24 protein-coding genes and 6 pseudogenes are annotated in these 19,660 nt (G+C 46.1%); 18 read left to right on the top strand and 12 right to left on the bottom strand.

The window, feature by feature from the left end; translation table 11 throughout:
- The first annotated feature begins 6 nt into the window (after positions 1–6).
- From A8F97_RS16635 to A8F97_RS16615, 7 genes and pseudogenes are all read left to right on the top strand, one after another.
- A protein-coding gene (locus A8F97_RS16635; protein WP_099092839.1) for an IS3 family transposase occupies positions 7–1,118 on the top strand; the annotation gives its coding sequence in 2 pieces (ribosomal slippage) (positions 7–268 and positions 268–1,118; 1,113 coding nt in all).
- Positions 1,119–1,400: 282 nt separating this feature from the next.
- Positions 1,401–1,511: pseudogene (locus A8F97_RS24920) on the top strand (RHS repeat-associated core domain-containing protein); the annotation flags it as partial.
- Complete coding sequence (locus tag A8F97_RS16625) at positions 1,511–1,840, top strand: barstar family protein (RefSeq protein ID WP_025919442.1); 330 nt, start codon at positions 1,511–1,513, stop codon at positions 1,838–1,840. The pseudogene A8F97_RS24920 and the gene A8F97_RS16625, both read left to right, overlap by 1 nt.
- A gap of 277 nt (positions 1,841–2,117) precedes the next feature.
- Entirely contained in the window at positions 2,118–2,450 is a 333-nt protein-coding gene (locus A8F97_RS16620) for a hypothetical protein (protein WP_014698553.1), read from the top strand.
- 35 nt (positions 2,451–2,485) lie between these two features.
- A pseudogene (locus A8F97_RS25230) lies at positions 2,486–2,649 on the top strand (RHS repeat-associated core domain-containing protein); the annotation flags it as partial.
- A gap of 69 nt (positions 2,650–2,718) precedes the next feature.
- The gene (locus A8F97_RS24760; protein WP_227001561.1) at positions 2,719–3,045 is read left to right on the top strand and encodes a ribonuclease domain-containing protein; all 327 of its coding nucleotides are present in this window, start codon (positions 2,719–2,721) and stop codon (positions 3,043–3,045) included.
- Complete coding sequence (locus A8F97_RS16615) at positions 3,005–3,331, top strand: barstar family protein (protein WP_014698555.1); 327 nt, start codon at positions 3,005–3,007, stop codon at positions 3,329–3,331. The genes A8F97_RS24760 and A8F97_RS16615 overlap by 41 nt, the downstream gene beginning before the upstream one ends.
- 67 nt (positions 3,332–3,398) lie before the next feature.
- On the opposite strand, the gene A8F97_RS23490 is transcribed toward A8F97_RS16615, so the two are convergent.
- Positions 3,399–3,461 carry a hypothetical protein gene (locus A8F97_RS23490; RefSeq protein WP_230856881.1) on the bottom strand — a complete coding sequence of 21 codons (63 nt, stop codon included), beginning with the start codon at positions 3,459–3,461 and terminating at the stop codon, positions 3,399–3,401.
- A gap of 202 nt (positions 3,462–3,663) precedes the next feature.
- Positions 3,664–3,906, bottom strand: a complete 243-nt coding sequence (locus A8F97_RS25225; protein ID WP_232487940.1) for a hypothetical protein — start codon at positions 3,904–3,906, stop codon at positions 3,664–3,666.
- Between the two features lie 26 nt (positions 3,907–3,932).
- Between A8F97_RS25225 and A8F97_RS25220 the strand changes: the two are divergent.
- The 4 genes and pseudogenes from A8F97_RS25220 to A8F97_RS16595 all read left to right on the top strand — a co-directional run.
- Positions 3,933–4,565, top strand: a pseudogene (locus A8F97_RS25220) (RHS repeat-associated core domain-containing protein); the annotation flags it as partial.
- 9 nt (positions 4,566–4,574) lie between these two features.
- Positions 4,575–4,970 (top strand): hypothetical protein, encoded by a 396-nt coding sequence (locus A8F97_RS16605; RefSeq protein ID WP_033070754.1) that lies wholly within the window; start codon positions 4,575–4,577, stop codon positions 4,968–4,970.
- A 114-nt stretch (positions 4,971–5,084) separates the two neighbouring features.
- A pseudogene (locus A8F97_RS24210) lies at positions 5,085–5,529 on the top strand (RHS repeat-associated core domain-containing protein); the annotation flags it as partial.
- Between the two features lie 386 nt (positions 5,530–5,915).
- Positions 5,916–6,383 (top strand): hypothetical protein, encoded by a 468-nt coding sequence (locus tag A8F97_RS16595; protein WP_012822163.1) that lies wholly within the window; start codon positions 5,916–5,918, stop codon positions 6,381–6,383.
- A 57-nt stretch (positions 6,384–6,440) separates the two neighbouring features.
- On the opposite strand, the pseudogene A8F97_RS23470 reads toward A8F97_RS16595, so the two are convergent.
- Positions 6,441–6,575, bottom strand: a pseudogene (locus A8F97_RS23470) (SymE family type I addiction module toxin); the annotation flags it as partial.
- Positions 6,576–7,223: 648 nt separating this feature from the next.
- Here A8F97_RS23470 and A8F97_RS16585 point away from each other — a divergent pair.
- The 6 genes from A8F97_RS16585 (at position 7,224) to A8F97_RS16560 (ending at position 10,200) form a co-directional block, all read left to right on the top strand.
- Positions 7,224–7,643 (top strand): hypothetical protein, encoded by a 420-nt coding sequence (locus A8F97_RS16585; RefSeq protein ID WP_033070757.1) that lies wholly within the window; start codon positions 7,224–7,226, stop codon positions 7,641–7,643.
- Positions 7,644–7,658: 15 nt separating this feature from the next.
- Complete coding sequence (locus tag A8F97_RS24380; RefSeq protein WP_154665126.1) at positions 7,659–7,820, top strand: hypothetical protein; 162 nt, start codon at positions 7,659–7,661, stop codon at positions 7,818–7,820.
- A gap of 94 nt (positions 7,821–7,914) precedes the next feature.
- A complete protein-coding gene (locus A8F97_RS16580; RefSeq protein WP_033070758.1) occupies positions 7,915–8,130 on the top strand; it encodes a GH-E family nuclease in 216 nt (71 codons plus the stop codon).
- Between the two features lie 15 nt (positions 8,131–8,145).
- On the top strand, positions 8,146–8,583 hold the full coding sequence (locus A8F97_RS16575; RefSeq protein WP_033070759.1) for a tetratricopeptide repeat protein: 438 nt from the start codon (positions 8,146–8,148) through the stop codon (positions 8,581–8,583).
- Between the two features lie 815 nt (positions 8,584–9,398).
- The gene (locus A8F97_RS16565) at positions 9,399–9,884 is read left to right on the top strand and encodes a hypothetical protein (protein ID WP_033070760.1); all 486 of its coding nucleotides are present in this window, start codon (positions 9,399–9,401) and stop codon (positions 9,882–9,884) included.
- On the top strand, positions 9,871–10,200 hold the full coding sequence (locus A8F97_RS16560) for a hypothetical protein (RefSeq protein ID WP_033070761.1): 330 nt from the start codon (positions 9,871–9,873) through the stop codon (positions 10,198–10,200). The genes A8F97_RS16565 and A8F97_RS16560 overlap by 14 nt, the downstream gene beginning before the upstream one ends.
- A 100-nt stretch (positions 10,201–10,300) precedes the next feature.
- Here the strand turns inward: A8F97_RS16560 and A8F97_RS23465 are convergent, their stop codons facing one another.
- The 4 genes and pseudogenes from A8F97_RS23465 to A8F97_RS16545 form a co-directional block, all read right to left on the bottom strand.
- Complete coding sequence (locus tag A8F97_RS23465) at positions 10,301–10,363, bottom strand: hypothetical protein (RefSeq protein WP_230856882.1); 63 nt, start codon at positions 10,361–10,363, stop codon at positions 10,301–10,303.
- Between the two features lie 131 nt (positions 10,364–10,494).
- Positions 10,495–10,787, bottom strand: a pseudogene (locus A8F97_RS16555) (transposase); the annotation flags it as partial.
- Positions 10,788–10,921: 134 nt separating this feature from the next.
- On the bottom strand, positions 10,922–12,085 hold the full coding sequence (gene yqhD / locus A8F97_RS16550; protein ID WP_012822171.1) for an alcohol dehydrogenase: 1,164 nt from the start codon (positions 12,083–12,085) through the stop codon (positions 10,922–10,924).
- Positions 12,086–12,088: 3 nt separating this feature from the next.
- The gene (locus tag A8F97_RS16545) at positions 12,089–12,829 is read right to left on the bottom strand and encodes an NADPH-dependent oxidoreductase (RefSeq protein WP_012822172.1); all 741 of its coding nucleotides are present in this window, start codon (positions 12,827–12,829) and stop codon (positions 12,089–12,091) included.
- A gap of 232 nt (positions 12,830–13,061) precedes the next feature.
- Between A8F97_RS16545 and A8F97_RS16540 the strand changes: the two genes are divergently transcribed.
- Positions 13,062–14,057 (top strand): AraC family transcriptional regulator, encoded by a 996-nt coding sequence (locus A8F97_RS16540; RefSeq protein ID WP_025919454.1) that lies wholly within the window; start codon positions 13,062–13,064, stop codon positions 14,055–14,057.
- Between the two features lie 29 nt (positions 14,058–14,086).
- Here the strand turns inward: A8F97_RS16540 and A8F97_RS16535 are convergent, their stop codons facing one another.
- The 5 genes from A8F97_RS16535 to A8F97_RS16515 all read right to left on the bottom strand — a co-directional run bounded on the left by A8F97_RS16535 (position 14,087) and on the right by A8F97_RS16515 (position 19,496).
- Positions 14,087–14,746 carry a DedA family protein gene (locus tag A8F97_RS16535; RefSeq protein ID WP_005973777.1) on the bottom strand — a complete coding sequence of 220 codons (660 nt, stop codon included), beginning with the start codon at positions 14,744–14,746 and terminating at the stop codon, positions 14,087–14,089.
- 316 nt (positions 14,747–15,062) lie between these two features.
- Complete coding sequence (gene metC, locus A8F97_RS16530; protein ID WP_012822174.1) at positions 15,063–16,253, bottom strand: cystathionine beta-lyase; 1,191 nt, start codon at positions 16,251–16,253, stop codon at positions 15,063–15,065.
- Positions 16,254–16,577: 324 nt separating this feature from the next.
- Positions 16,578–17,870, bottom strand: coding sequence for a TRAP transporter large permease (locus A8F97_RS16525; protein WP_014698566.1), 1,293 nt, complete (start codon positions 17,868–17,870; stop codon positions 16,578–16,580).
- A gap of 17 nt (positions 17,871–17,887) precedes the next feature.
- Positions 17,888–18,394, bottom strand: a complete 507-nt coding sequence (locus tag A8F97_RS16520; RefSeq protein WP_014698567.1) for a TRAP transporter small permease — start codon at positions 18,392–18,394, stop codon at positions 17,888–17,890.
- A 124-nt stretch (positions 18,395–18,518) separates the two neighbouring features.
- Complete coding sequence (locus A8F97_RS16515; protein ID WP_033070763.1) at positions 18,519–19,496, bottom strand: TRAP transporter substrate-binding protein; 978 nt, start codon at positions 19,494–19,496, stop codon at positions 18,519–18,521.
- Positions 19,497–19,660: the final 164 nt, after the last annotated feature.

The raw sequence follows: 19,660 nt of genomic DNA, 5'->3' as shown, positions 1-19,660 counted from the left end.
ATCGTCATGCGTAAAGCCCGATTCACTGAGCACCAGATCATCGCCGTTCTGAAGTCCGTCGAAGCTGGACGTACCGTCAAGGATGTCTGCCGCGAAGCCGGCATTTCCGAAGCCAGCTATTACAACTGGAAAGCGAAGTTTGGTGGTATGGAAGCTTCTGATATCAAAAAGATGAAAGATCTGGAGGATGAAAATCGTCGTCTGAAACAGATGTTTGCCGATCTGAGTCTCGAGTGTCGTGCTCTGAAAGATGTCATCGAAAAAAAGCTTTAAAACCAGCGATAAAGCGTGAGCTCGTCAGTTACCTGACCGCGCAGTTTGCGATGAGCATACGCCAGGCATGCAGGACATTGTCGCTGAGCAGGACGGTGTATTTTTATCAGCCGGACACCTGTCGTGATGAACCGGTGATCCAGGCTCTGGCGGAGGTGGCTGAACGCTATCCCCGTTACGGTTTTAAGAAGCTGTTTCAGGTGCTGCGCAGGCAAGGCAATGCCTGGAATCATAAACGCGTTCATCGCATTTACTGCCTGCTGAAACTGAATTTTCGCCGTAAGGGAAAGCAACGTCTGCCGGTGCGCAATCCGACTCCGCTGGCGACGCCGGAAGCACTGAACCAGAGCTGGTCGATAGATTTTATGCATGATGCGCTGGTCTGCGGCAGACGCTTTCGGACCTTCAATGTGGTGGATGACTTTAACCGCGAGGCTCTCGCAATAGAAATCGATCTGAATATCCCGGCGCAGCGGGTGGTCAGAGTACTGGACAGGATCGTGGCAAACCGTGGTTATCCGCTGAAACTGCGGATGGACAATGGCCCGGAGCTAATCTCGCTGACTTTGGCACAGTGGGCTGAAGAGCATGGCGTGATGCTGGAATTTATCAAACCGGGAAAACCAACGCAAAATGCCTTCATCGAACGTTTTAACCGAACGTACCGGACAGAGATACTGGATTTTTATCTGTTCAGAACCCTGAATGAAGCGAGGGAAATCACAGAACGCTGGCTGACGGAATACAACAGCGAGCGGCCTCATGAATCCCTGAATAACCTGACGCCGGAAGAGTACCGGCTGATGGCTGAAAATCCGGAAATCTCAAAAAGTGTGTGGAACTAAAACAGGTGTGCTTACAGAGCCACTGGGACTCAAATGTACTCATTCAGCCAAAAATCCTAAGCAGGCTCATGCTGCCATTAAAGATAAGTGGGGGCAATCTATGTCTAAAAGAGATATGCGTGAACTCCAGAATACTGTTGATAGAATTAAATTGAATAAACCTCATTACTCAAATGATGGAACAACTTTTGATAATTTCTACAAAAAAGCAATCCGAATAGTCAGAGGCTTGATACCGGAAGTGGGCCATATAAAGAGTGGACTGTAAAAACTCCAGACCTTGGTGGTAATGGTGCAAGGCGTATAGTTGTTGATACTAAAACTGGAAAGGCTTATTACAGTCACGATCACTATGACTCATTTATTGAGATAAATACTGGAGGATGGAATTGATGAAAATAGGGAAAACAGTTCAGATTGATTTTTCACACATAAAAACAGTAGATCAATTTTATACTGAGCTATCTAATCTATTTGGGTTTCCTGGCTTTTTTGGTAGGAATGTTAATGCACTAATAGATTGTTTATTTAGTCTTCGCTATCCACATGATGAGATGACAAAAATTCACATAACGACCTCTGAATATTTATTGATGGAGTTGAATTATTTTTCATCCGCACCGGATGAAATAAAAGAGTTGCTGATGATTGCTATTGAGAATGTTAGTTTGAAATGTAGGGAGAAAAATCAGAAATCGTCAATAGTCCTGCTGTTAAATTAATAATAACCCGGAGGGTTATTATTAATCTTCCGGTTTTTTATCTATAGTCCATCAGAATTAAATACATTGATTTTATGTTTTTTCGTCAGAAATAATAGTCGGGAATCCCTCCGCAACTTTCACAATAACACCAGAACAAATCGGCGATCCACATTTTAAAGGGAAAGGATGGTCTAAGATGGAAAAAAATCAATGATATAAATATACATTATATGGCTAAAATAGATAAGACGGGTAGAATGACACACGTTACTGATTTCAAGATAAAGGATTAATTATGAAATTTACTTATAAAAATAAAAAAGAAAAAAATGATCACTGGCTTAACTGTGAAAAAAATCGCGCCCCCTATATAGAGTTAAGTAATGTAAACAAGGAGTATGTTAATATTTTTTATGATGTAAGTAATTATAATATCGATTTGGAATTATTATCCAATGACATAAAAAACATGTATTCCACATATTTGAGTTTTTTTATTATTAGCGATCAAATAATAGAAAACTTAGAAACCCAATATTATTTTTTTAATTTTATAGTTAAAGCTGAGCATGCTTGCTATTTGGCGGATAAATTGTATGACTACCTAGAATATAAATTAATGAGATGAAAAGGCATTGAGATATATCATATTGATAATATTAAGGACAATACACGGATGAGGAAACGGGGTTACACTACAACCTGTTCCGCTATTACGACCCCACGGTAGGCCGCTTCACGACGCAGGACCCGATAGGGCTGGCGGGGGGCTGAATTTTTATCAGTATGCAGCGAACCCGCTGGGGTGGGTGGATCCGCTGGGACTCGAATGTACTCATTCAGCCAAAAATCCTAAGCAGGCTCATGCTGCTATTAAAGATAAGTGGAGGCATGATATGGCTCCGAAAGAAATGAGAGAAATACAGAACACAATAGACAATATAAAATTAAACCGTCCGGCCTATGCTAGAGATGGTATAAATTTTGAAAATAATTATCGTATATCTCCTAATAGTCAACGACTCGATACAGGTAGTGGTCCTTACCAAGAATGGACAGTAAAAACGCCTGGGGTAGGTAACCGAGGGACCAGACGTATTGTTGTTGATAAAAAAACTGGACAAGCATATTACAGCTACGATCACTATGATTCCTTTATCGAAATTAATCTTGGGGGGGGTAATGAAGTTAAAAAAATTGTCTATCGATTTTTCCTATATTAAGACTGCTGATGAATTTCACAATGCGATGAAGGTGTTATTTGGATTTCCTGATTTTTACGGAATGAATTTTAATGCATTTAATGATTGTTTGAATAGCCTTCGGTATCCAGAAGATGGTATGAGTAGTATTCAGCTCAAGAAAGATGAATGTTTATTGTTGGAAGTAAAGAAAATAGACCATATATCTGATGAGCTTAGGTATAATTTTTTGTTATCAATAAAGACAGTTAATTATGGTTCAATATCATTTGGTGATAACCCTTTAATATATTTATTACTTGATTAATAAGAACTGTAATTTAATAAACCGGAAGCGATCTTAACGATCCTTCCGGCTTTTTATTATCCGCCGCCTACAGATTAATCTCGGTCTCAATCACCAACCTGCTCCGCTCCACAGTAATGGTGATGGGCATCCCGGTCATAAACCCTGACTCCTCCAGCCAGCGGCCTGCTTATCAAAGAAACCGCGCCGGACGATACGCTGTATTACCGCTATGATGCGGCAGGTCGGCTGACCGACGTGGCATCGACCACCAGTCATGTCCAGTTGGCGTATGACGAGCGTGACCGTGTGGTACAGGAACATAACAGCGGCACGGCAATCCGACGCCACTATCAGGACGCATCGCACACCGTTACCTGCTGTCGGTACTGAGCGGTGGTGCGGGGCGCACCGTTAACACCGAAGAGCAATATCGCTACACCCGCAGTGGGCTTCCGCAGGATGCGACAAGGCTGACCGACTGGCAGGCCGGACGGCTGACCCAGCAGGACAACACTCACTATCAGTACGACAAAGCCGGGCGGCTGATACGCAGGCAGGTGGTGCAACCGGGCTATCGGCCGCAGGTGTGGCACTACCGCTGGGACAGCCGCAACCAGTTGCGGGACAATACCGTGACGACGAAAGTGGCTTATGCTATAACCGTTTCAGGTATTATGACCCGAGAGGTGGTTGTTATATCTCGCCTGACCCGATAGGGGTATTGGGTGGTGAAAACAATTATGGATATGTGCATAATCCCAATGAATTAATCGACCCATTAGGATTAGCTGGATGCAGTAAGTACCTAAAAGGATGGGGAAGAGGAAAAGCAGGATTTGAGAACTTCTGGAATAACTCGACACAGAAGCAATTCATGAACGCATGGAGTAATCCAAAGTTTAACGAAAATATCATGGATCGACTTCGTAAAACTGGTGGTTCAAAAGGCGGGGGTTTCCATGAATGGTTACCTGTCTCTCAAGCTGACAAATTTAAACAAATGGGTGTGTCGTTTAACGACTATATGAAGTGGAGAACACCGACTGGCCAAGTCAAATTCTTGGATGATCTTGGTGTTATGGGGATGCATACTCTACCACATAGCGATGGTGTTACATCAGCATCGAAAATAGCTCATGCTGAGTTAATTGACTTTGTTAAATCGTCTAATTCGATAGGTGAATATATTAGCGGTGTAAAATATTGGGCCGGTTCGCACCTACCATTTGGTATATTTGACCTTCCTTTTTAAGGTGGAAAAATGATATATAAAACCATTGAATCAAAACATTCCGTGTGGGTTTCTCAAGAGCCTTCTTTTGATAAAATCAAACTTAATTTTATCAAAAAAAAAGGAGGCTCTAAATTCGAAAAAGATTTTAAAATAAAAAATAGATTTATAGATTACGATCATGCTATTTCCATATGGTTGCTCGATGGGATATCGTCTGGTTTTGAAAGCATAGTGGATGAAGTTAAAAATGCATGTAAAGGATATATTGGAGACGATGATATAACATATATTTATGCTCTAGAAGAATTTGAGTATGATGCTTGCATTCAGGAAAATGACACCTTGAAATTCTTAGGTAATATTACCTTACATTTAAAAATTAGAGATTGGAATGCAGAGAGGAGAGAAATAGAGGGTTATTAGAAATTAAATCTATGGCCGACAGAGGGTAGCTTAGTAGATAAATATATCCTCTTTTTTCGCCAACTCAATTTAGACATCCGATATTTGGTGGCGCTGGAGACTCTGCGGTAAAGCAACCAAATCGCCGAGGTGCGTCATTATCGCAACGGCGAGCTGATTGCCTGTCGGCACTGGGTACACAACGGCTGGGAACTGCTGGTTCAGCAACGGCAGGATAATCACGGACGCTGGGACACCGATTTTGTCGCCAGCAGCCAGAACGGTGAACCCCAGGCCCTGTACAAGCCCGACGGTACCCTGCGCTGGCAGGCACCCAAAAGCACCCTCTGGGGCCAGCGACGCAGCGCTTATGCAGACAATGCCGACCCCGGACTCGGCTTTGCCGGACAGTACCGTGACACCGAAAGCGGGCTATGTTATAACCGTTTTCGGTACTACGACTCGAACGGTGGATTTTACGTCTCGCCTGACCCGATAGGGGTAGCGGGGGGAGATAACAATTACGGCTATGTTCAGAATCCGCTGGATTGGGTCGATCCGCTGGGGCTTGCTGGTTGTTCATCTAAAGGATTTAATAAAAGAGATAGAATTACCAGTCGCTGGACTGATCGTTTGACAGGGAAAAAACCTGCGGATGTTCATGATTATTTAACGTCGAAAGGCTGGTCGAGAACATATCCTCAGGCTTGCAAGCCAGGCGCTATCCAGCATACTCAATACGTTAAAACAACAAAGTCAGGTACTACTTATAAATTAGACTATCACCCAGGTGGATCTGGCTCTCAGAAGAACATTCATGGGAATGACTACTGGAAAGTTTATCGTGATGTTAATGGTAAAGATGTCGTTTATGGTCGAATAGGTCTCGGTGGGTTTAAAAATTATGATCTTATTACAGAGTCGCCAGTTTATATTGATGGTGCCTTAATGAATGGTGGGCTATAAATGTTCGATATCAATGCCGATATTATTTCCAATAAATCGATTGGAAATATCGTTTTAGGCGATAATATTGAAAAATATTTCAGTGAAATGTATTCAAATCATGCCGTTAGGGTTTTCGATTATTTTTTGCCTGATGATGAAAAAAGAATTGCGTATGTTGTTAATGAAACAATTACGATAGCTACATTATCTAACGGTTTAATTATATCTGTCGGATGCAATGAGATATATAGAGGTCATTACATGAACTCTTTGCATACTGGAATGAGAATGTCCGATATAATTAAATTGACTGGTAAACAACGTATCTTTAATGGCTGTATTATAATAAATGATGATTTTGGCTTTTCAATTGATCTTCCTGAGCCATATGATGAAATAGCAGATGATATAGATCACATTCCTTTAGATCTTATTCTAAAAGAAATGAGAGTTTCTGATTATTATTCATGGAAACCTAAAAAATAGGTAATAAACCGGAAGCGTTCCCAACGATCCTTCCGGATTATTTATTTTTACTGCCTGCTACAGATTAATCTCGATCTCAATCACCAGTCTTCCCCGTTCAACGGTAATGGTGATCGGCATCCCGGTGATAAAGCCGAACTCTTCGAGCCAGCGGCCTTTAAGATTAATCGCCGACGGCGGGTTGGGCTTGCCGTTTTACTCGTCTCATTTTGAGACTCGCCCTGCGAGCTAGCTAAAGCTGTTCAAACCTGTTTATAACAGGTTTGTGCGGGGCGTATCCCACCGTGTAGTAACGCTATGTTTTGGTTGCTTTATTTACTGTGTTGCGTGACATAGAATCGTGCGCAGCCATAGTAACTACTCCTGTTAGTTGCTTGTGGTGAGCGGCGCTAACGGGCTGCAACCCGTTAACGCCGCGCTAGTTATCGTTTACTGGTGATGTTCATCACCTGTTCCACCATTGCCTTCTTAACGAAATAACCTCTTGTCTTGCGGGCCTCGCCAGCCCGCGCCTGGCAGACGCTTCTCCGTCCCACAGGCAATCTGTGGAACGGCTCGCGCCGCGATAAACGCCGGTTCAACAGCAAACGAACGACTAATGGCAGTAGCGGCTGCTATGATGTGGCGCAGGCAGACAGGGACGTCACAGCGTGGCGGTAGCGTGTCTGCGGGTAAAAGTGCGCGTCGGGTCGTTGGGGTTATGGGGCTGTTAATGTGGACAAAAATGCTGCCTGAAAGGCCGTTGCTTCAAGGAGTTAAGTGCGCTAAAAAGTACGACTGCATCAGGATCGTCCCTATGGCCCGATAGGGATAGCAAGGGGTGAGAGTAACTGCGGATATGTGGCGAATCCCAATACGTGGGTTGATCCGTTTGGGCTGGCTGGGTGTGCAAGTGTTGATAAAGATGGGGTGCTAAGCATTAAAAACAAATTTTTGCCAGATTCAGCCGAAGACTTGGCACTACAGAAGCATGTTGCAGATTGGAATGCGCAAATTCAGGCTAATGGAGGCTCAATGACAAGGCAAGTTGTCAGTCCAGAAATGCGCGCTTCTGCTAATAATGCAGCTAACGCAGCGAAGAGAGCAACACCTGAATTATATCCAAAAGGCACAGCTCCGGATCATACCCCTGATGTTGGATGGGGCGGTGCAACTGAAGGGCCAATAATTTCGCTCCTGTCTAGAGTTAATAGTTATATCGGTGGGGCTACTCAAGCAGTTCCTGCTGGGACTATATGCTCTAAAATGATTATTATTTAAATTCCGAAGTGTTTTATGAAAGAAAAAATAAATTCTGTAATTGAAAAGAAGAAAAAAATTGATAGTGATTTTTTTATCAAACCAAATTCTCCTGAATCTATTTTTCAGGGGAAGATACCGACGCTAATCAAAGGCGTGTATAGAGATGCCAGCCGGTGCAACAGCGCCAGACTGTAAATAGAAGCTGGGAAACCGACTTTGTCACCAGCGGCCATAATGGTGAACCGCAGGCTATATTTAATCAGGAAGGCATCGTATTCAGGATGCTGATATGGTTCATTTAACTGATGCTGTTAAATATTGGAATCAAAAGGGTGGGTACTATGGGGCGAAGTCTAAAGAGGTTAGAGCCTTTATGCGAGACCCCAAAAACTATGAGTTAGAGTATTTTGGACATAACCGTTCTCAGGGTGCAAGCCTACCTGATAGATATAGAAATCCAAGTGATTTTATTGGGCCTGCGGAAATCGTGAAATACTTTCTATGATTGAATAGGTGCGTAATGAAGATTCTTTCTGATGTAAGTCAAGAGTTAGAGGGATTAATAGTATCTGTAGTCGAAAAGGGTAATCACCTTCATGATGAAAAATCTTATGGACAGGCATTAGAAGAATATAATGAAGCTTGGAGATTACTCCCTGAACCAAAGCTAGATTGGGAAATTTCCAGTTGGATTTCTGCGTGTATATATAGTGCATATTCCGATATGGAGGATTTTCATGAGGCTAAAAAATGGGCAGAAATTGCGTTACAAACCAGAGGGTCAGATATAGATACGGCTCCGCTAATTGATCTTGGGATGGTTTGCTATGAGTTAGAAGAATATGATATGGCTTATAAACATTTTCATGATGCGTATAGCTACGGAAAGAAAAGAGCTTTTCAGGATCGACCTAAAAAATATCTTGATTTTTATTTGAATAAAATATCGAAGAATTAAACTTTCTGTAAAATTAAAATGGCATAGAGTTTCTTATTTCGTAAATGTCGTGATTATTAAATGAAAAATGGCAGATTTATTTTTTGACCAGTCAAATTTTTTAGTAAATCTGTCTTTTTTAATACGCAGGCAGGTGACTCAACCGAACTACCTGCCCACAGGTATGGGTACCATTGGGACAGGCTAGAGGCTAATCTCCATATCAATCACCAACCTCCCCCACTCAACCGGCACGGCGATCGGCGTCCCGGTCATAAATCTCGACTCTTTTAGCGGCCAGCCTTTAATAATGATGGATGGTATGCCTATTCGGTCTAAAGATATGTGGAATGCAGACATCTTTAGTAAGGACATAGGCCAAGTTGGTAGGCAGGGGGTGTTTATACTCTAAAAGAAACTATAAGAAAAAGGAAAGAGTATCTTTTGAGGAAAAAGGCAGGGCTAGCCGATAATTCTGAATATGATAAATTTGTTAAGGAAGTAGATGATTAGTGTCATTATATTTTAATGATGGTTAGTGTGCAGAGATATCTGAAATGGGATGGAATTAAAAATAAACTCGAAGAACTTTTTGATATTTTAAAAATAGGTGTTTTTCCCTGTGGCGTGAAAAAAAACTCTAATGAGATAGTTGTTTTTGATCCATCTATATTGAGGTCAGGTTAACTCCTCGATCATAGGGGGTATTATAGCAAGAAGATGTAATTCACCTAATAGGTTGTAAAGCTGTATGCGATAAAACATGTATTGTGCTTCACTAATTTATCCACCCTATTATTCCGAGTTGTCAGCGGGGCAGACGCAACCCCTTCAGAGTGGTGTATACCCTGAATAGCAAACACTACGACCAGACCCATGAAGATATCCGCTATCTGTGGGATGGGGACCAGATCGCCGAAGTGCAGCATGACCGCGACGGCGAACTTGTCTCACGCCGCCACTGGATACACAACGGCTGGGAACTGCTGGTGCAGCAGCGCCAGAACGCCGCAGGGAAATTATATGTAACAGATACTTTGATGTCTCCCAACGATATTATGAGATATCTTCTAATTACTGATCCCTTACATGCAGGACGTAGTGACTATGCAATCATTTTTAAAGCAGATTCCGTCCAAATGAGTAACATTAAGAGATTTTCTATGTTGGAATATATTCATTCGGGTAAGATAGAATTAAATGATGTTTTATACTCTGGAAGCAATCCATACTCAATAACGTCTAATATAAACTATGAGGCCAGGAATAAGCTAACCCTCAATCAGATAAGTATGCGAGGTAAATGCGGTGTTAGAAAATGAGAAAAACATAATCATTACGCAGGATGAGATCAGTGCATTGAAAAAGCTCATTATGTATACTAAATTTTCTTGCAGTGATGTCGAATCACTCCAATTCGCTGGCAGTACTGCTATAAATTCACTATTCGATAAAATTATTGAGGCCGATTATCTTGGAAAGTATGAGAAAGAATTTTATAGCCAAAGAAATATAGCTAATGAAACTTTCTTAAAAGAAAAAATGGAAGGGTATAAAAATAAATCAATTAATAAATCAAGTGATGAACTATTAAGAGAAGCATTTAAAGAGTGTATTCATCCATTCCCATCGGAATGATTTTATTAATTAATAGTAATAATTAAAGTAAAATCCGAAAGTGATTCCAGCGATCCTTCTGGCTATTTTTTATCTGCTGTTTATTCCTTGATGTGTGACGTCAGAAATTAATTTCGGTCTCAATCACCAGTCTCCTGCGCTCAACTGTAATGGTGATGGGCATCCCGGTCATAAACCCCGACTCTGACGCGCGTTATCTACCCGGATGGTCGCCGGGAAATTCTGCACTGGAATGCCCATGGTCAGTTGCAGGCCTGGCGTGATACACAGAACAGCGAAGTTCGCTGGCAGTATAACGAGCTCACGCTTTATCGCTGGTTTTAAAGCTTTTTTTCGATGACATCTTTCAGATCACGACACTCGAGACTCAGATCGGCAAACATCTGTTTCAGACGACGATTTTCATCCTCCAGATCTTTCATCTTTTTGATATCAGCGGCTTCCATACCACCAAACTTCGCTTTCCAGTTGTAATAGCTGGCTTCGGAAATAGCGGCCTCGCGACACACCTCTTTGACGGCCTTGCCAGCTTCGACTGATTTCAGAACGGCGATGATCTGGTGCTCGGTGAATCGTGCTTTGCGCATGGCGATCTCCTCAGTGACATATTCAGTATGTCGGAAGATCCCTAAAAGCGAATGGGCCGTTTTGCAGGGATACTTACAGCACTGCCTATCCGTTATTTCCAGATAGGCAGTGCTGTCGCTAAATACGAAGTGCTTTAACGCGCGGCTTCATAAATCTTCTGGCTTTCTTCCAGTGTGATATCGCCATGTTCGCCTAATGCGGTCAGGCCATGCTCGCTGAGTTTGGCGACCAGCGTGGGAATAGAACTGCCATCCAACTGATAGTCAGACAGGCGGGTTGGTACGCCCATTTTCTCGAAGAAGTCACGAGTAGCGGCAATCGCGCCGTTGATGCGCTGGTCTTCGCTACCGTCGCGCAGATTCCAGACGCGTTCGGCGTATTGCAGTAGTTTGTCTCGCTTCTGGATTTTTCTTGCCGTCAGCATGGCGGGCAGGACGATAGCCAGTGTCTGGGCATGGTCGAGGCCGTGTAATGCCGTTAATTCGTGTCCCAGCATATGAGTTGACCAGTCCTGCGGTACGCCTGCGCCAATCAAGCCGTTCAGCGCCATGGTCGCGCTCCACATTACATTGGCTCTGACCTTGTAGTTTTCCGGTTCAGCCAGCGCGCGCGGGCCTTCTTCAACCAGCGTCAGTAGCAAACCTTCCGCAAAACGATCCTGTACTTTGGCATCAACGGAATAGGTCAGATACTGCTCAACCGTGTGAACGAAGGCATCGACCACGCCGTTCGCGATCTGGCGAGCGGGCAGGGTGTAAGTCACGACCGGATCGAGTACGGCGAAAAGCGGCTGTGTGTGTGGTGAACGGAAAGCGAGTTTATCGTTGGTGGATTTACGGGTGATGACCGCACCGTTGTTAGATTCCGAACCGGTCGCTGGCAGAGTGAGTACCGCAGCGAGTGCGATGCCGCGATCGATTTCCGCTCCACCAGTTTGCAGAATATGCCATGGATCCTGTGCCGCCTGATAATCTGCGGCGGCAGCGATAAATTTCGTGCCATCAACCACTGAACCCCCGCCAACCGCCAGCAGGAAATCAATCTTCTCCGCACGGACGACTTCGACGGCTTTCATCAGCGTTTCATACGTTGGGTTAGGCTCAATGCCGGAAAATGCGTGTACGTTGCGGCCTTCCAGTGCGCGATAGACCTGATCCAGCACACCATTGTGCTTCACGCTGCCGCCGCCGTAAGTGATGAGAATACGGGCATCGGCAGGAATTTCTTTGCCTAATTCAGCAATCTGGCCTTCGCCAAACAAAATCTTGGTAGGGGTATGGAGTGTGAAATTTAGCATAGGTTATTTGTCCAGTTTAAAGCCCTGTTGAAGGATCGCGGGCAAGACTTTAGGGAAGTAGATGTGTTGGTAATAGCTGGCGGTGTTATCGCCCCAGTTGTCGCCGTCAGCGCGGCCAGTTTGCTGCCAGTGCGCCACCAGCGTGTGGTTATATTGTTCAATCGCTGCAGGCAGAACGTCCTGATGATAGGTTTCATCATGGCGGAATGAACTCAGCGGCAGGCGCGGTTTCTGATGCGCAGGGGTATCGATGTAGCCGATAGCAACGCCGGCGACAGGGAACGTCAGCTCAGGAAGCTCCAGAAAGTCGATCATTGCTTGTGGTTCACGACGGATGCCGCCAATCGGGACGATACCCAGCCCAAATGAACGTGCGGCGGCCATCAATGTGCCGAGCGCGATGCCGACATCCGTTGTACCAGCGATCAGGCTTTCGAGACTTTCATGCGCGTGCTGCTGTTTGCCGCTCATGGCAATCCCAACCTGCGTTTTATGCATATCCAGCACGACGGTGATGAATACAGGCGCTTTGGTAATCCACGGTTGGCCACCGGCCAGTTCGGCAATGCGTGCTTTGTGCGCGGGGTCGCGGGTGACGATGAGTGAAACCTGCTGAGAGTTCACGGACGTTGGTGCCAAATGTGCGGACTGAATAATGGCATCCAGCACGTCATCGGGAATCGGTTTATCAAGATAGCTACGTTCGCTGCGATGTGACGTAAACAGTTCAATCGTTTTATTCATGTCTTTTCCCGAATGATAGTGGGCAAATGTATGCTTAGTATTGTCATCAACCGAGGGAAGACGTTCAATGCACATTTCTGTTTGGTTATTGCCTATTCCTACAAAATACAGGAGAAAAGGGTGATAATAATTCGCAGGTATGCCATTTTGTTTCTCCTGTCAGGAGAAAGGCTTCAGGCAGGAAAAAATAACGGGTAGCGAGATAACAACTATGTTGATGGAAAACCAAGGCATGTTGACGAAAGGCCAGGGCATGTCGATGGAGAGCCAATGCGAGCGGCTTGTTCAGAAACAAATAATTCAGAAACAAACAGAACAGCAACAGGCTGCGCGGCAACGCATCGTGCAGCAGGCTATACGCTGTTCAACCAAAAGCTGGGTCACGCCTTCGCTCGTGCCACAGGTTCGAATTCTGTATACGGAACAGCATCATCCTCGAGTGCCAGTGATGTATGATCCGACGATTGTCATCATTCTTCAGGGCAAAAAAATTGGCTATCTGGGCGGAAAAACGTTCCTGTATGACCCCGAAAACTACCTGTTGATGACCGTTCCGCTGCCGTTCGAATGTGAAACGATAGCCAGCGTTGAGAACCCGCTGGTAGGGATTGCGATTAGCATCGATATCCCGATGCTTCAGGATTTGCTGATTGACATCGGTGATGATGACAGCGCGATCCGCCCCTGTTCCTGTACCTGCGGGGTGAATAGCGCACCGCTGAACGATGAGATTCTGTGTGCCGTTGAGCGGCTGCTGGATGCGATGAATAACCCGCGCGATGCCCGTGTGCTAGGCCCGACGATTGTGCGTGAGATTATCTATCATATGCTTTGTGGCGAACGTGGTGCGGCATTACAGGCGTTGGTGAATCGGCACACGCACTTCAGCCAAATCACCAAAGCACTGCGACGCATTGAGAATCACTACGCCGATAGCCTGAATGTGGAACAGTTGGCTGCCGAGGTGAATATGAGTGTCTCCGCGTTTCATCATAACTTCAAGGCGGTCACTAACACATCGCCGCTGCAATACCTGAAGTCCTACCGCTTACATAAAGCACGCGTGATGATGCTCAATGATGGCCTGAGAGCGGGCGTTGCGGCAGCTCGTGTCGGGTATGAGAGTGCGTCGCAGTTTAGCCGGGAATTTAAGCGCTATTTTGGTGCGACGCCAGGTGATGAAGTCACGAGATTAAAGGCCAATAATATGGCGGTTGAAGAAGGCTGATTGCGGCAATAAATCGAACGGTTGACCGATTAGGCGACCGTCCGTTTTTTACGCCACACCACAACAGCCATGCCGATAAGGCCGCTGACCAGTAAAATAATAGGCAGCAGGATCAGCGCGGTCATCACCTGATCTTCATAGCGTTTGACCAGCGGAATATGGCTAAGCGCATAGCCGAGCGTGACGATCCCGCCGACCCACAGCAGCCCGCTAAGCCAGTTGAAAATTTGAAAACGCGTATTATTTAACCCAGAAATTCCCGCCATCGTTGGCAGTAACGTGCGGATAAAGGCTAAAAATCGCCCCACCAGCAGCGCCGTCAGGCCGTGGCGATGGAACAGGTGATGGGCGCGCTGGTGGTAATGTGCAGGAAGTTGCAACAGCCAGCCTTTTACTAATCGGGTATCGCTCAGCCAGCGCCCTTGCAGATAACTGAGCCAACAGCCGAGACTGGCGGCGATGGTAAGCAGAATCATTGTGGGGAAAAAGCTCATCACGCCTTTGGCAATCATGGCTCCGGTGAGCAGCAGTAGGCTATCGCCGGGCAGAAAAGAGGCCGGTAGCAGGCCGTTCTCCAGAAACAGCGTTGTGAACAGAATACCGTAAATTACCCAAATGACGTGGGGATCGGCCAGCGCACTAAAATCCTGCTGCCAGAGCGCCTGAATAATGTCGTGAACCATACTCATATTACTTCCCGCGTGACGATATTCATTATTTCTCAGGCAGCGGCGGTAGAGCGCTGGGTTACCTGAAATCTATTGCCTATCAAGCCCTAAAATCGGTATGGGGCAAATGCCTTGTCGCATTGTGATAATACGGCAGGGCTTAATGCTACATTTTGGTTAAGGTAACGCCGTTTTTTGGTAAGCGTTGACTCACGATTATCATAACGCATTACCCACTGCGCCGCAGGGGAAATCAAGACGCGGCGGCTTTATGGTCGTCACACTTTCTGTATTTTTTTCCTGCCGTTGGCCTAAGCATCCGCTTGCTGACGCCTTGTTAGGCGCTCAGTCTGCTGAAACCTGCGGTCAGATCGTCGATCAGATCGTCACTGTCTTCAAGTCCAATATGTAACCGAATAAGTGTACCGGTAAAATCCACGCCGCTCACAGGACGAATGGCCGCAAGTTCTTCTGGCTGATTCGCCAGAATCAGGGACTCAAAGCCCCCCCAGGAATACGCCATACTGAAATGCTCAAAATGGTCCAGATAATGTGCCAACGTTTCTTTGCTTAATTTCTCTTTCAAAACAAAGGAGAACAAGCCGTTGCAGCCGTTAAAATCGCGCTTGTAGAATTCATGCCCTTTGCATCCTGGTAACGCGGGGTGGTTAACGACCGCCACTTCTGGCCGTTCCGCCAGCCACTTCGCGATGCGGATGCTGCTTTCCTGATGCTGTTTGAGCCTAACGCCCAATGTACGCAGGCCGCGGCTGGCGACATAAGCGGTATCTGCATCTACCATTTGCCCCATCAGGTAAGAGTGCTCACGTAGCTGTACCCAGCAGCGTTCGTTAGCGACTGCTGTGCCGATCATAGCATCGGAATGGCCGACGATATATTTCGTACCGGCCTGAATCGAGATATCAATATCGAAGTCGAACGCCTTGAATAAGATGCCCGCAGCCCAGGTATTATCAATCATGATAACGATCTCGGGATTGATACGGCGCACGGCTTGGACGATGGCCGGCACATCGTGGACTTCCATGGTGATAGAGCCCGGTGATTCAAGAAAGACCACTTTGGTATTCGGCTGGATCAGCTCGGCAATTCCGGCACCAATGAGCGGATCGAAATAGGTAGTGCTGACGTTCAGCTTGCTGAGTACTTTCGTGCAGAAATCTTGCGTGGGTTCGTAGGCCGATTCCGTTACCAGAATATGATCGCCTGCCGCAACGAAAGAGAGGATTGCGTTAGAGATGGCTGCTGCTCCACAAGGGTACAGCGCACAGCCAGCGCCACCCTCCAGTTCCACCATCGCCTCCTGAAACGAGAAATGGGTCAACGTGCCACGGCGACCGTAGAACAGCGCGCCGTTGGCCCGGTTAATCGTGGCATGTTTCTTGTCCTGCACGGTATCGAATACCAGAGAAGAAGCGCGTTGAATAACGGGGTTTACGGAGCCGTGGGTGAATTTCTTGCTGCGTCCTGCGGCGACTAACGCGGTTGCCGTTTTTTTGCTTGTCATAACCACTATCACCTTTTTCTGTTCAGTCTTGCCGAATGACTCACTGCGCTGACTATTTCCGACGGTGAGCGCGGTGGGAATCGCGGGGCATGATTGGATTCATGAGCGTTCAATTTATAAGGTCTACGTTATCACGGCTTGGGCGGCGTGTGGTCGGGTTTTGTCGCGACAGAGAAAAGGCTCAGCACTGCTGATATCCAGCAGCGAAGGGGCTTTTCGCCGATTTTTCTGGGATAAGATCGGAGGTAGGTGAAAATATTTCAGGTAAGAAAAGCGCCATGTTTTTCTGCATTGCTACGAATAACATGGCGCAATTAGGAGGGGTTAACCCGTGTGGACGCCAAAGAATTTCGGCAACCAGAGCGAGATAGCCGGAATATAGGTGACCAACATCAGTACAAAGAAGAGCCCACAGTAGAAAGGCAGCATCGCTTTAACGACCTGTTCTATCTTCTGTTTACTCACCGCACTGGCGACGAAAAGTACCGACCCTACCGGCGGCGTGATCAGGCCGATCCCAAGGTTAACCAGCATGATCATACCGAAATGCACTGGATCGATGCCGAGCGAGTGGGCGACAGGCAGCAAAACGGGGGTCAGGATCAGGATCAACGGTGCCATGTCCATCAGCGTACCGACCAGCAGCAGCATGATGTTAATCCACATCAGGATGACGTACTTGTTATCCGAAATGGAGGTGAAGAACTCGGTAATGCGGGCGGGCAACTGCATGTAGGTCATGATGGCACCGAATGCGGCGGCGAAGCCGATCAGGATCATGACGATCGTGACGGTTTTTACCGTGCGGTACATCAGTTTGGGCAGCTCAGACCATTTATAATCTTTATAGATAAACATGGTCACGAAGAAGGACCATAGGCAGGCGATGGCCGCAGACTCCGTCGCGGTAAAAATGCCGGACAAAATCCCACCCATGATGATAACAACCGTCATCAACCCCCACAGGGTATCGACAAAGATTTTCAGCGCCTGACGGAACGGTACGCGTTCACCTTTCGGGTAACCCCGTCGATGTGCGAAACCAACACACATCACCATCAAGGTCAGGCTGAGCAGCAGACCGGGCAGGATCCCGGCGATAAACAGCGAGGCGATCGAAACCGTGCCGCCGGTTGCCAGCGAGTAGATTACAGAGTTGTGGCTCGGTGGTGTCAGAATTGCCTGCACGGAGCCGCTGGCGGTGACGGCAGCGGAGAAGTCGCGTGGGTAGCCCTTCTTCTCCATTTCTGGGATCATCACTGAGCCGATTGAAGCCGTGTCTGCCACAGAAGAGCCGGATATCGCCCCGAAAAACGTCGATGCGACGATGTTAACGAGTGATAAGCCGCCGCGAATAAAGCCGACAAAAATATACGCGAAGCTGACCAGCCTGCGGGCGATGCCGCCTTCGGCCATAATGGCCCCAGCCAGAATAAAGAAGGGGATCGCCAGTAGCGAAAATTTGTTCACGCCGTTGGTAATCTGAATCATGACAGCCTCAAGCGGCAAATCGATCCAGAAGGCACCAACAATTGCGCTCAACCCTACCGCGTAGGCGACGGGAACGCCGACCGCCAACAGCACTGCCAGCGTGGCAACAAGAATAAATGCATCCATGGTGTATTGGCTCCGAATTAAGAACTGCCAAGCATGACCACAGGGCGTTTATCCTGCGGGCCGAAAAACATTTTTTCGATGATGAAAAGCACAGTAATTAACGAGCCGATAGGCAGCGGTAAATAACTTTCACCCGCAGTTAATAATGGGAATTCTGCGACGGGCTGTTCCCATAATTCCAGACAGAGCACTGTGCTGTAATAAAGAATAAACAGGCTGATCAAGAGCATCAGGAGATTCGACAGATGAACGCAAATCTTCTTACCGGATTCTGGCAATCTGTCGGTCAACATGCTGACAGCAATATGTGAATTAGAACGATAGCTGACCGCCGCACCTACAAAAGTAAACGTCACCATACAAATAATTGAAATGGGTTCTGGCCAGGATAATGCCGCATTTAAAACATAACGTGCGAATATGCCGATAGGAATTATTAGCGTCATAATGAGTAACGCCAGACCAGAAACCCACATGGCAATACGATAGAGTACATCCATACTTAAGTGATAAGACTGTGCCATTGTGTCACCTATATTCACTCAGTGAGTGATAAGCGAAGGATAATTTTTTTATCAAGCTATTAAGGGTGGCGGATAAATAGAGTTATCAACGTTCCTCTATTTATCCGCTGAGATGAGATATTGATTATTGGACGTCGGCGACGGCTTTAATCAGATCCTGATATTTGGCACCAAATTGATCGCGTACAGGCTGTGTCGCTTTGAAATAGTACTCGTTATCGGTTTCATGGAACTGAACGCCACCGGCCTTCATTTTATCCAGGGATTGCTGAGTATATTCATTCCACAGTACGCGCTGCTCTTGCTGCGCTTCTTTCGCCAGTTTCAGGATCAGATCCTGATCTTCCTTGGAAAGCTTATCCCATTTGGTTTTGGAGTACAGGAACAGCTCAGGAATAATGAAGTGGCGACTCCAGGTGAAATTCTTGGCAACAGGCATGTAGTTATGTGCCACATAAGTTGGTGGATTATTTTCGGTGCCGTCAATCACTCCGGTTTGCATGCCGCTGAAGACTTCGCTGGTGCCCATAGCGATGGCGTTAGCGCCCATAGCTTTCAGCGTTGCGAGAGCAACCTGGCTGGTTTGAACTCGAATTTTCATACCTTTGAGGTCTTCTGGTTTCGCCACGGGTTGCTTGGTGATTAAATTACGCGTTCCCGCATCCATCCAGCCCAGGAAAACCAATTTTGATTTACTGCTATGGGTAATTTTGTCACCAATTTCCTGACCGATTTTTCCATCCAGCACTTTATGCAGATGATCTTCATCACGGAAAATATAGGGCAGGGTGAAGACTTCTATTTCTGGTAAAATAGCGGCAACGGGCGTCATTGAAACACGGATAATATCAATTGCACCGAGCTGAGCCTGTTCAATCATTTGCTTCTCATCCCCTAATACGCCGCCGGGGAAGGTTTTAATTTCCAGCCTGCCATTGGTAGCAGATTTTAATTTTTCTCCCATTTTCTGTACGGCGACGATATTAGGATAACCTTCAGGGTGAACATCAGAGGCTTTAATTTGTTGTGCCTGAATCGCTTGGCTCATCAGGAATGCAGTAGAACCCAGACAAATGCCGATCAATGTTTTCGACAGCTTCATTGAATTATCTCCAGAGGTAGGGGGACATTATCGATAATAAAAGGGTGATTAAAAAATCAAACCCATGAAAAATAGAATAATTTATTGTGGTGCATCGGTGAGAAGACGGCATCCTTGTATAGCTATTATCGTGGCGCGCGTCGGGATTCTCTGTGGGTTAAGCT

Origin of the sequence: Pectobacterium parmentieri (assembly GCF_001742145.1) — a bacterium.
Classification (GTDB): domain Bacteria; phylum Pseudomonadota; class Gammaproteobacteria; order Enterobacterales; family Enterobacteriaceae; genus Pectobacterium; species Pectobacterium parmentieri.
Note: the sequence above shows the minus strand (reverse complement) of the source record. Positions and strands in the feature narration are given on the sequence as shown.

Excerpts from the sequence above, each read along its gene's own strand:
- A8F97_RS16625 (WP_025919442.1), top strand. The coding sequence starts at position 1,511 with ATGAAAATAGGGAAAACAGTTCAGATTGATTTTTCACACATAAAAACA.
- A8F97_RS16620 (WP_014698553.1), top strand. The coding sequence starts at position 2,118 with ATGAAATTTACTTATAAAAATAAAAAAGAAAAAAATGATCACTGGCTT.
- A8F97_RS24760 (WP_227001561.1), top strand. The coding sequence starts at position 2,719 with ATGGCTCCGAAAGAAATGAGAGAAATACAGAACACAATAGACAATATA.
- A8F97_RS16615 (WP_014698555.1), top strand. The coding sequence starts at position 3,005 with ATGAAGTTAAAAAAATTGTCTATCGATTTTTCCTATATTAAGACTGCT.
- A8F97_RS16605 (WP_033070754.1), top strand. The coding sequence starts at position 4,575 with ATGATATATAAAACCATTGAATCAAAACATTCCGTGTGGGTTTCTCAA.
- A8F97_RS16595 (WP_012822163.1), top strand. The coding sequence starts at position 5,916 with ATGTTCGATATCAATGCCGATATTATTTCCAATAAATCGATTGGAAAT.
- A8F97_RS24380 (WP_154665126.1), top strand. The coding sequence starts at position 7,659 with ATGAAAGAAAAAATAAATTCTGTAATTGAAAAGAAGAAAAAAATTGAT.
- A8F97_RS16580 (WP_033070758.1), top strand. The coding sequence starts at position 7,915 with ATGGTTCATTTAACTGATGCTGTTAAATATTGGAATCAAAAGGGTGGG.
- A8F97_RS16575 (WP_033070759.1), top strand. The coding sequence starts at position 8,146 with ATGAAGATTCTTTCTGATGTAAGTCAAGAGTTAGAGGGATTAATAGTA.
- yqhD (WP_012822171.1), bottom strand. The coding sequence starts at position 12,085 with ATGCTAAATTTCACACTCCATACCCCTACCAAGATTTTGTTTGGCGAA.
- A8F97_RS16545 (WP_012822172.1), bottom strand. The coding sequence starts at position 12,829 with ATGAATAAAACGATTGAACTGTTTACGTCACATCGCAGCGAACGTAGC.
- A8F97_RS16540 (WP_025919454.1), top strand. The coding sequence starts at position 13,062 with ATGTTGACGAAAGGCCAGGGCATGTCGATGGAGAGCCAATGCGAGCGG.
- A8F97_RS16535 (WP_005973777.1), bottom strand. The coding sequence starts at position 14,746 with ATGAGTATGGTTCACGACATTATTCAGGCGCTCTGGCAGCAGGATTTT.
- metC (WP_012822174.1), bottom strand. The coding sequence starts at position 16,253 with ATGACAAGCAAAAAAACGGCAACCGCGTTAGTCGCCGCAGGACGCAGC.
- A8F97_RS16525 (WP_014698566.1), bottom strand. The coding sequence starts at position 17,870 with ATGGATGCATTTATTCTTGTTGCCACGCTGGCAGTGCTGTTGGCGGTC.
- A8F97_RS16520 (WP_014698567.1), bottom strand. The coding sequence starts at position 18,394 with ATGGCACAGTCTTATCACTTAAGTATGGATGTACTCTATCGTATTGCC.
- A8F97_RS16515 (WP_033070763.1), bottom strand. The coding sequence starts at position 19,496 with ATGAAGCTGTCGAAAACATTGATCGGCATTTGTCTGGGTTCTACTGCA.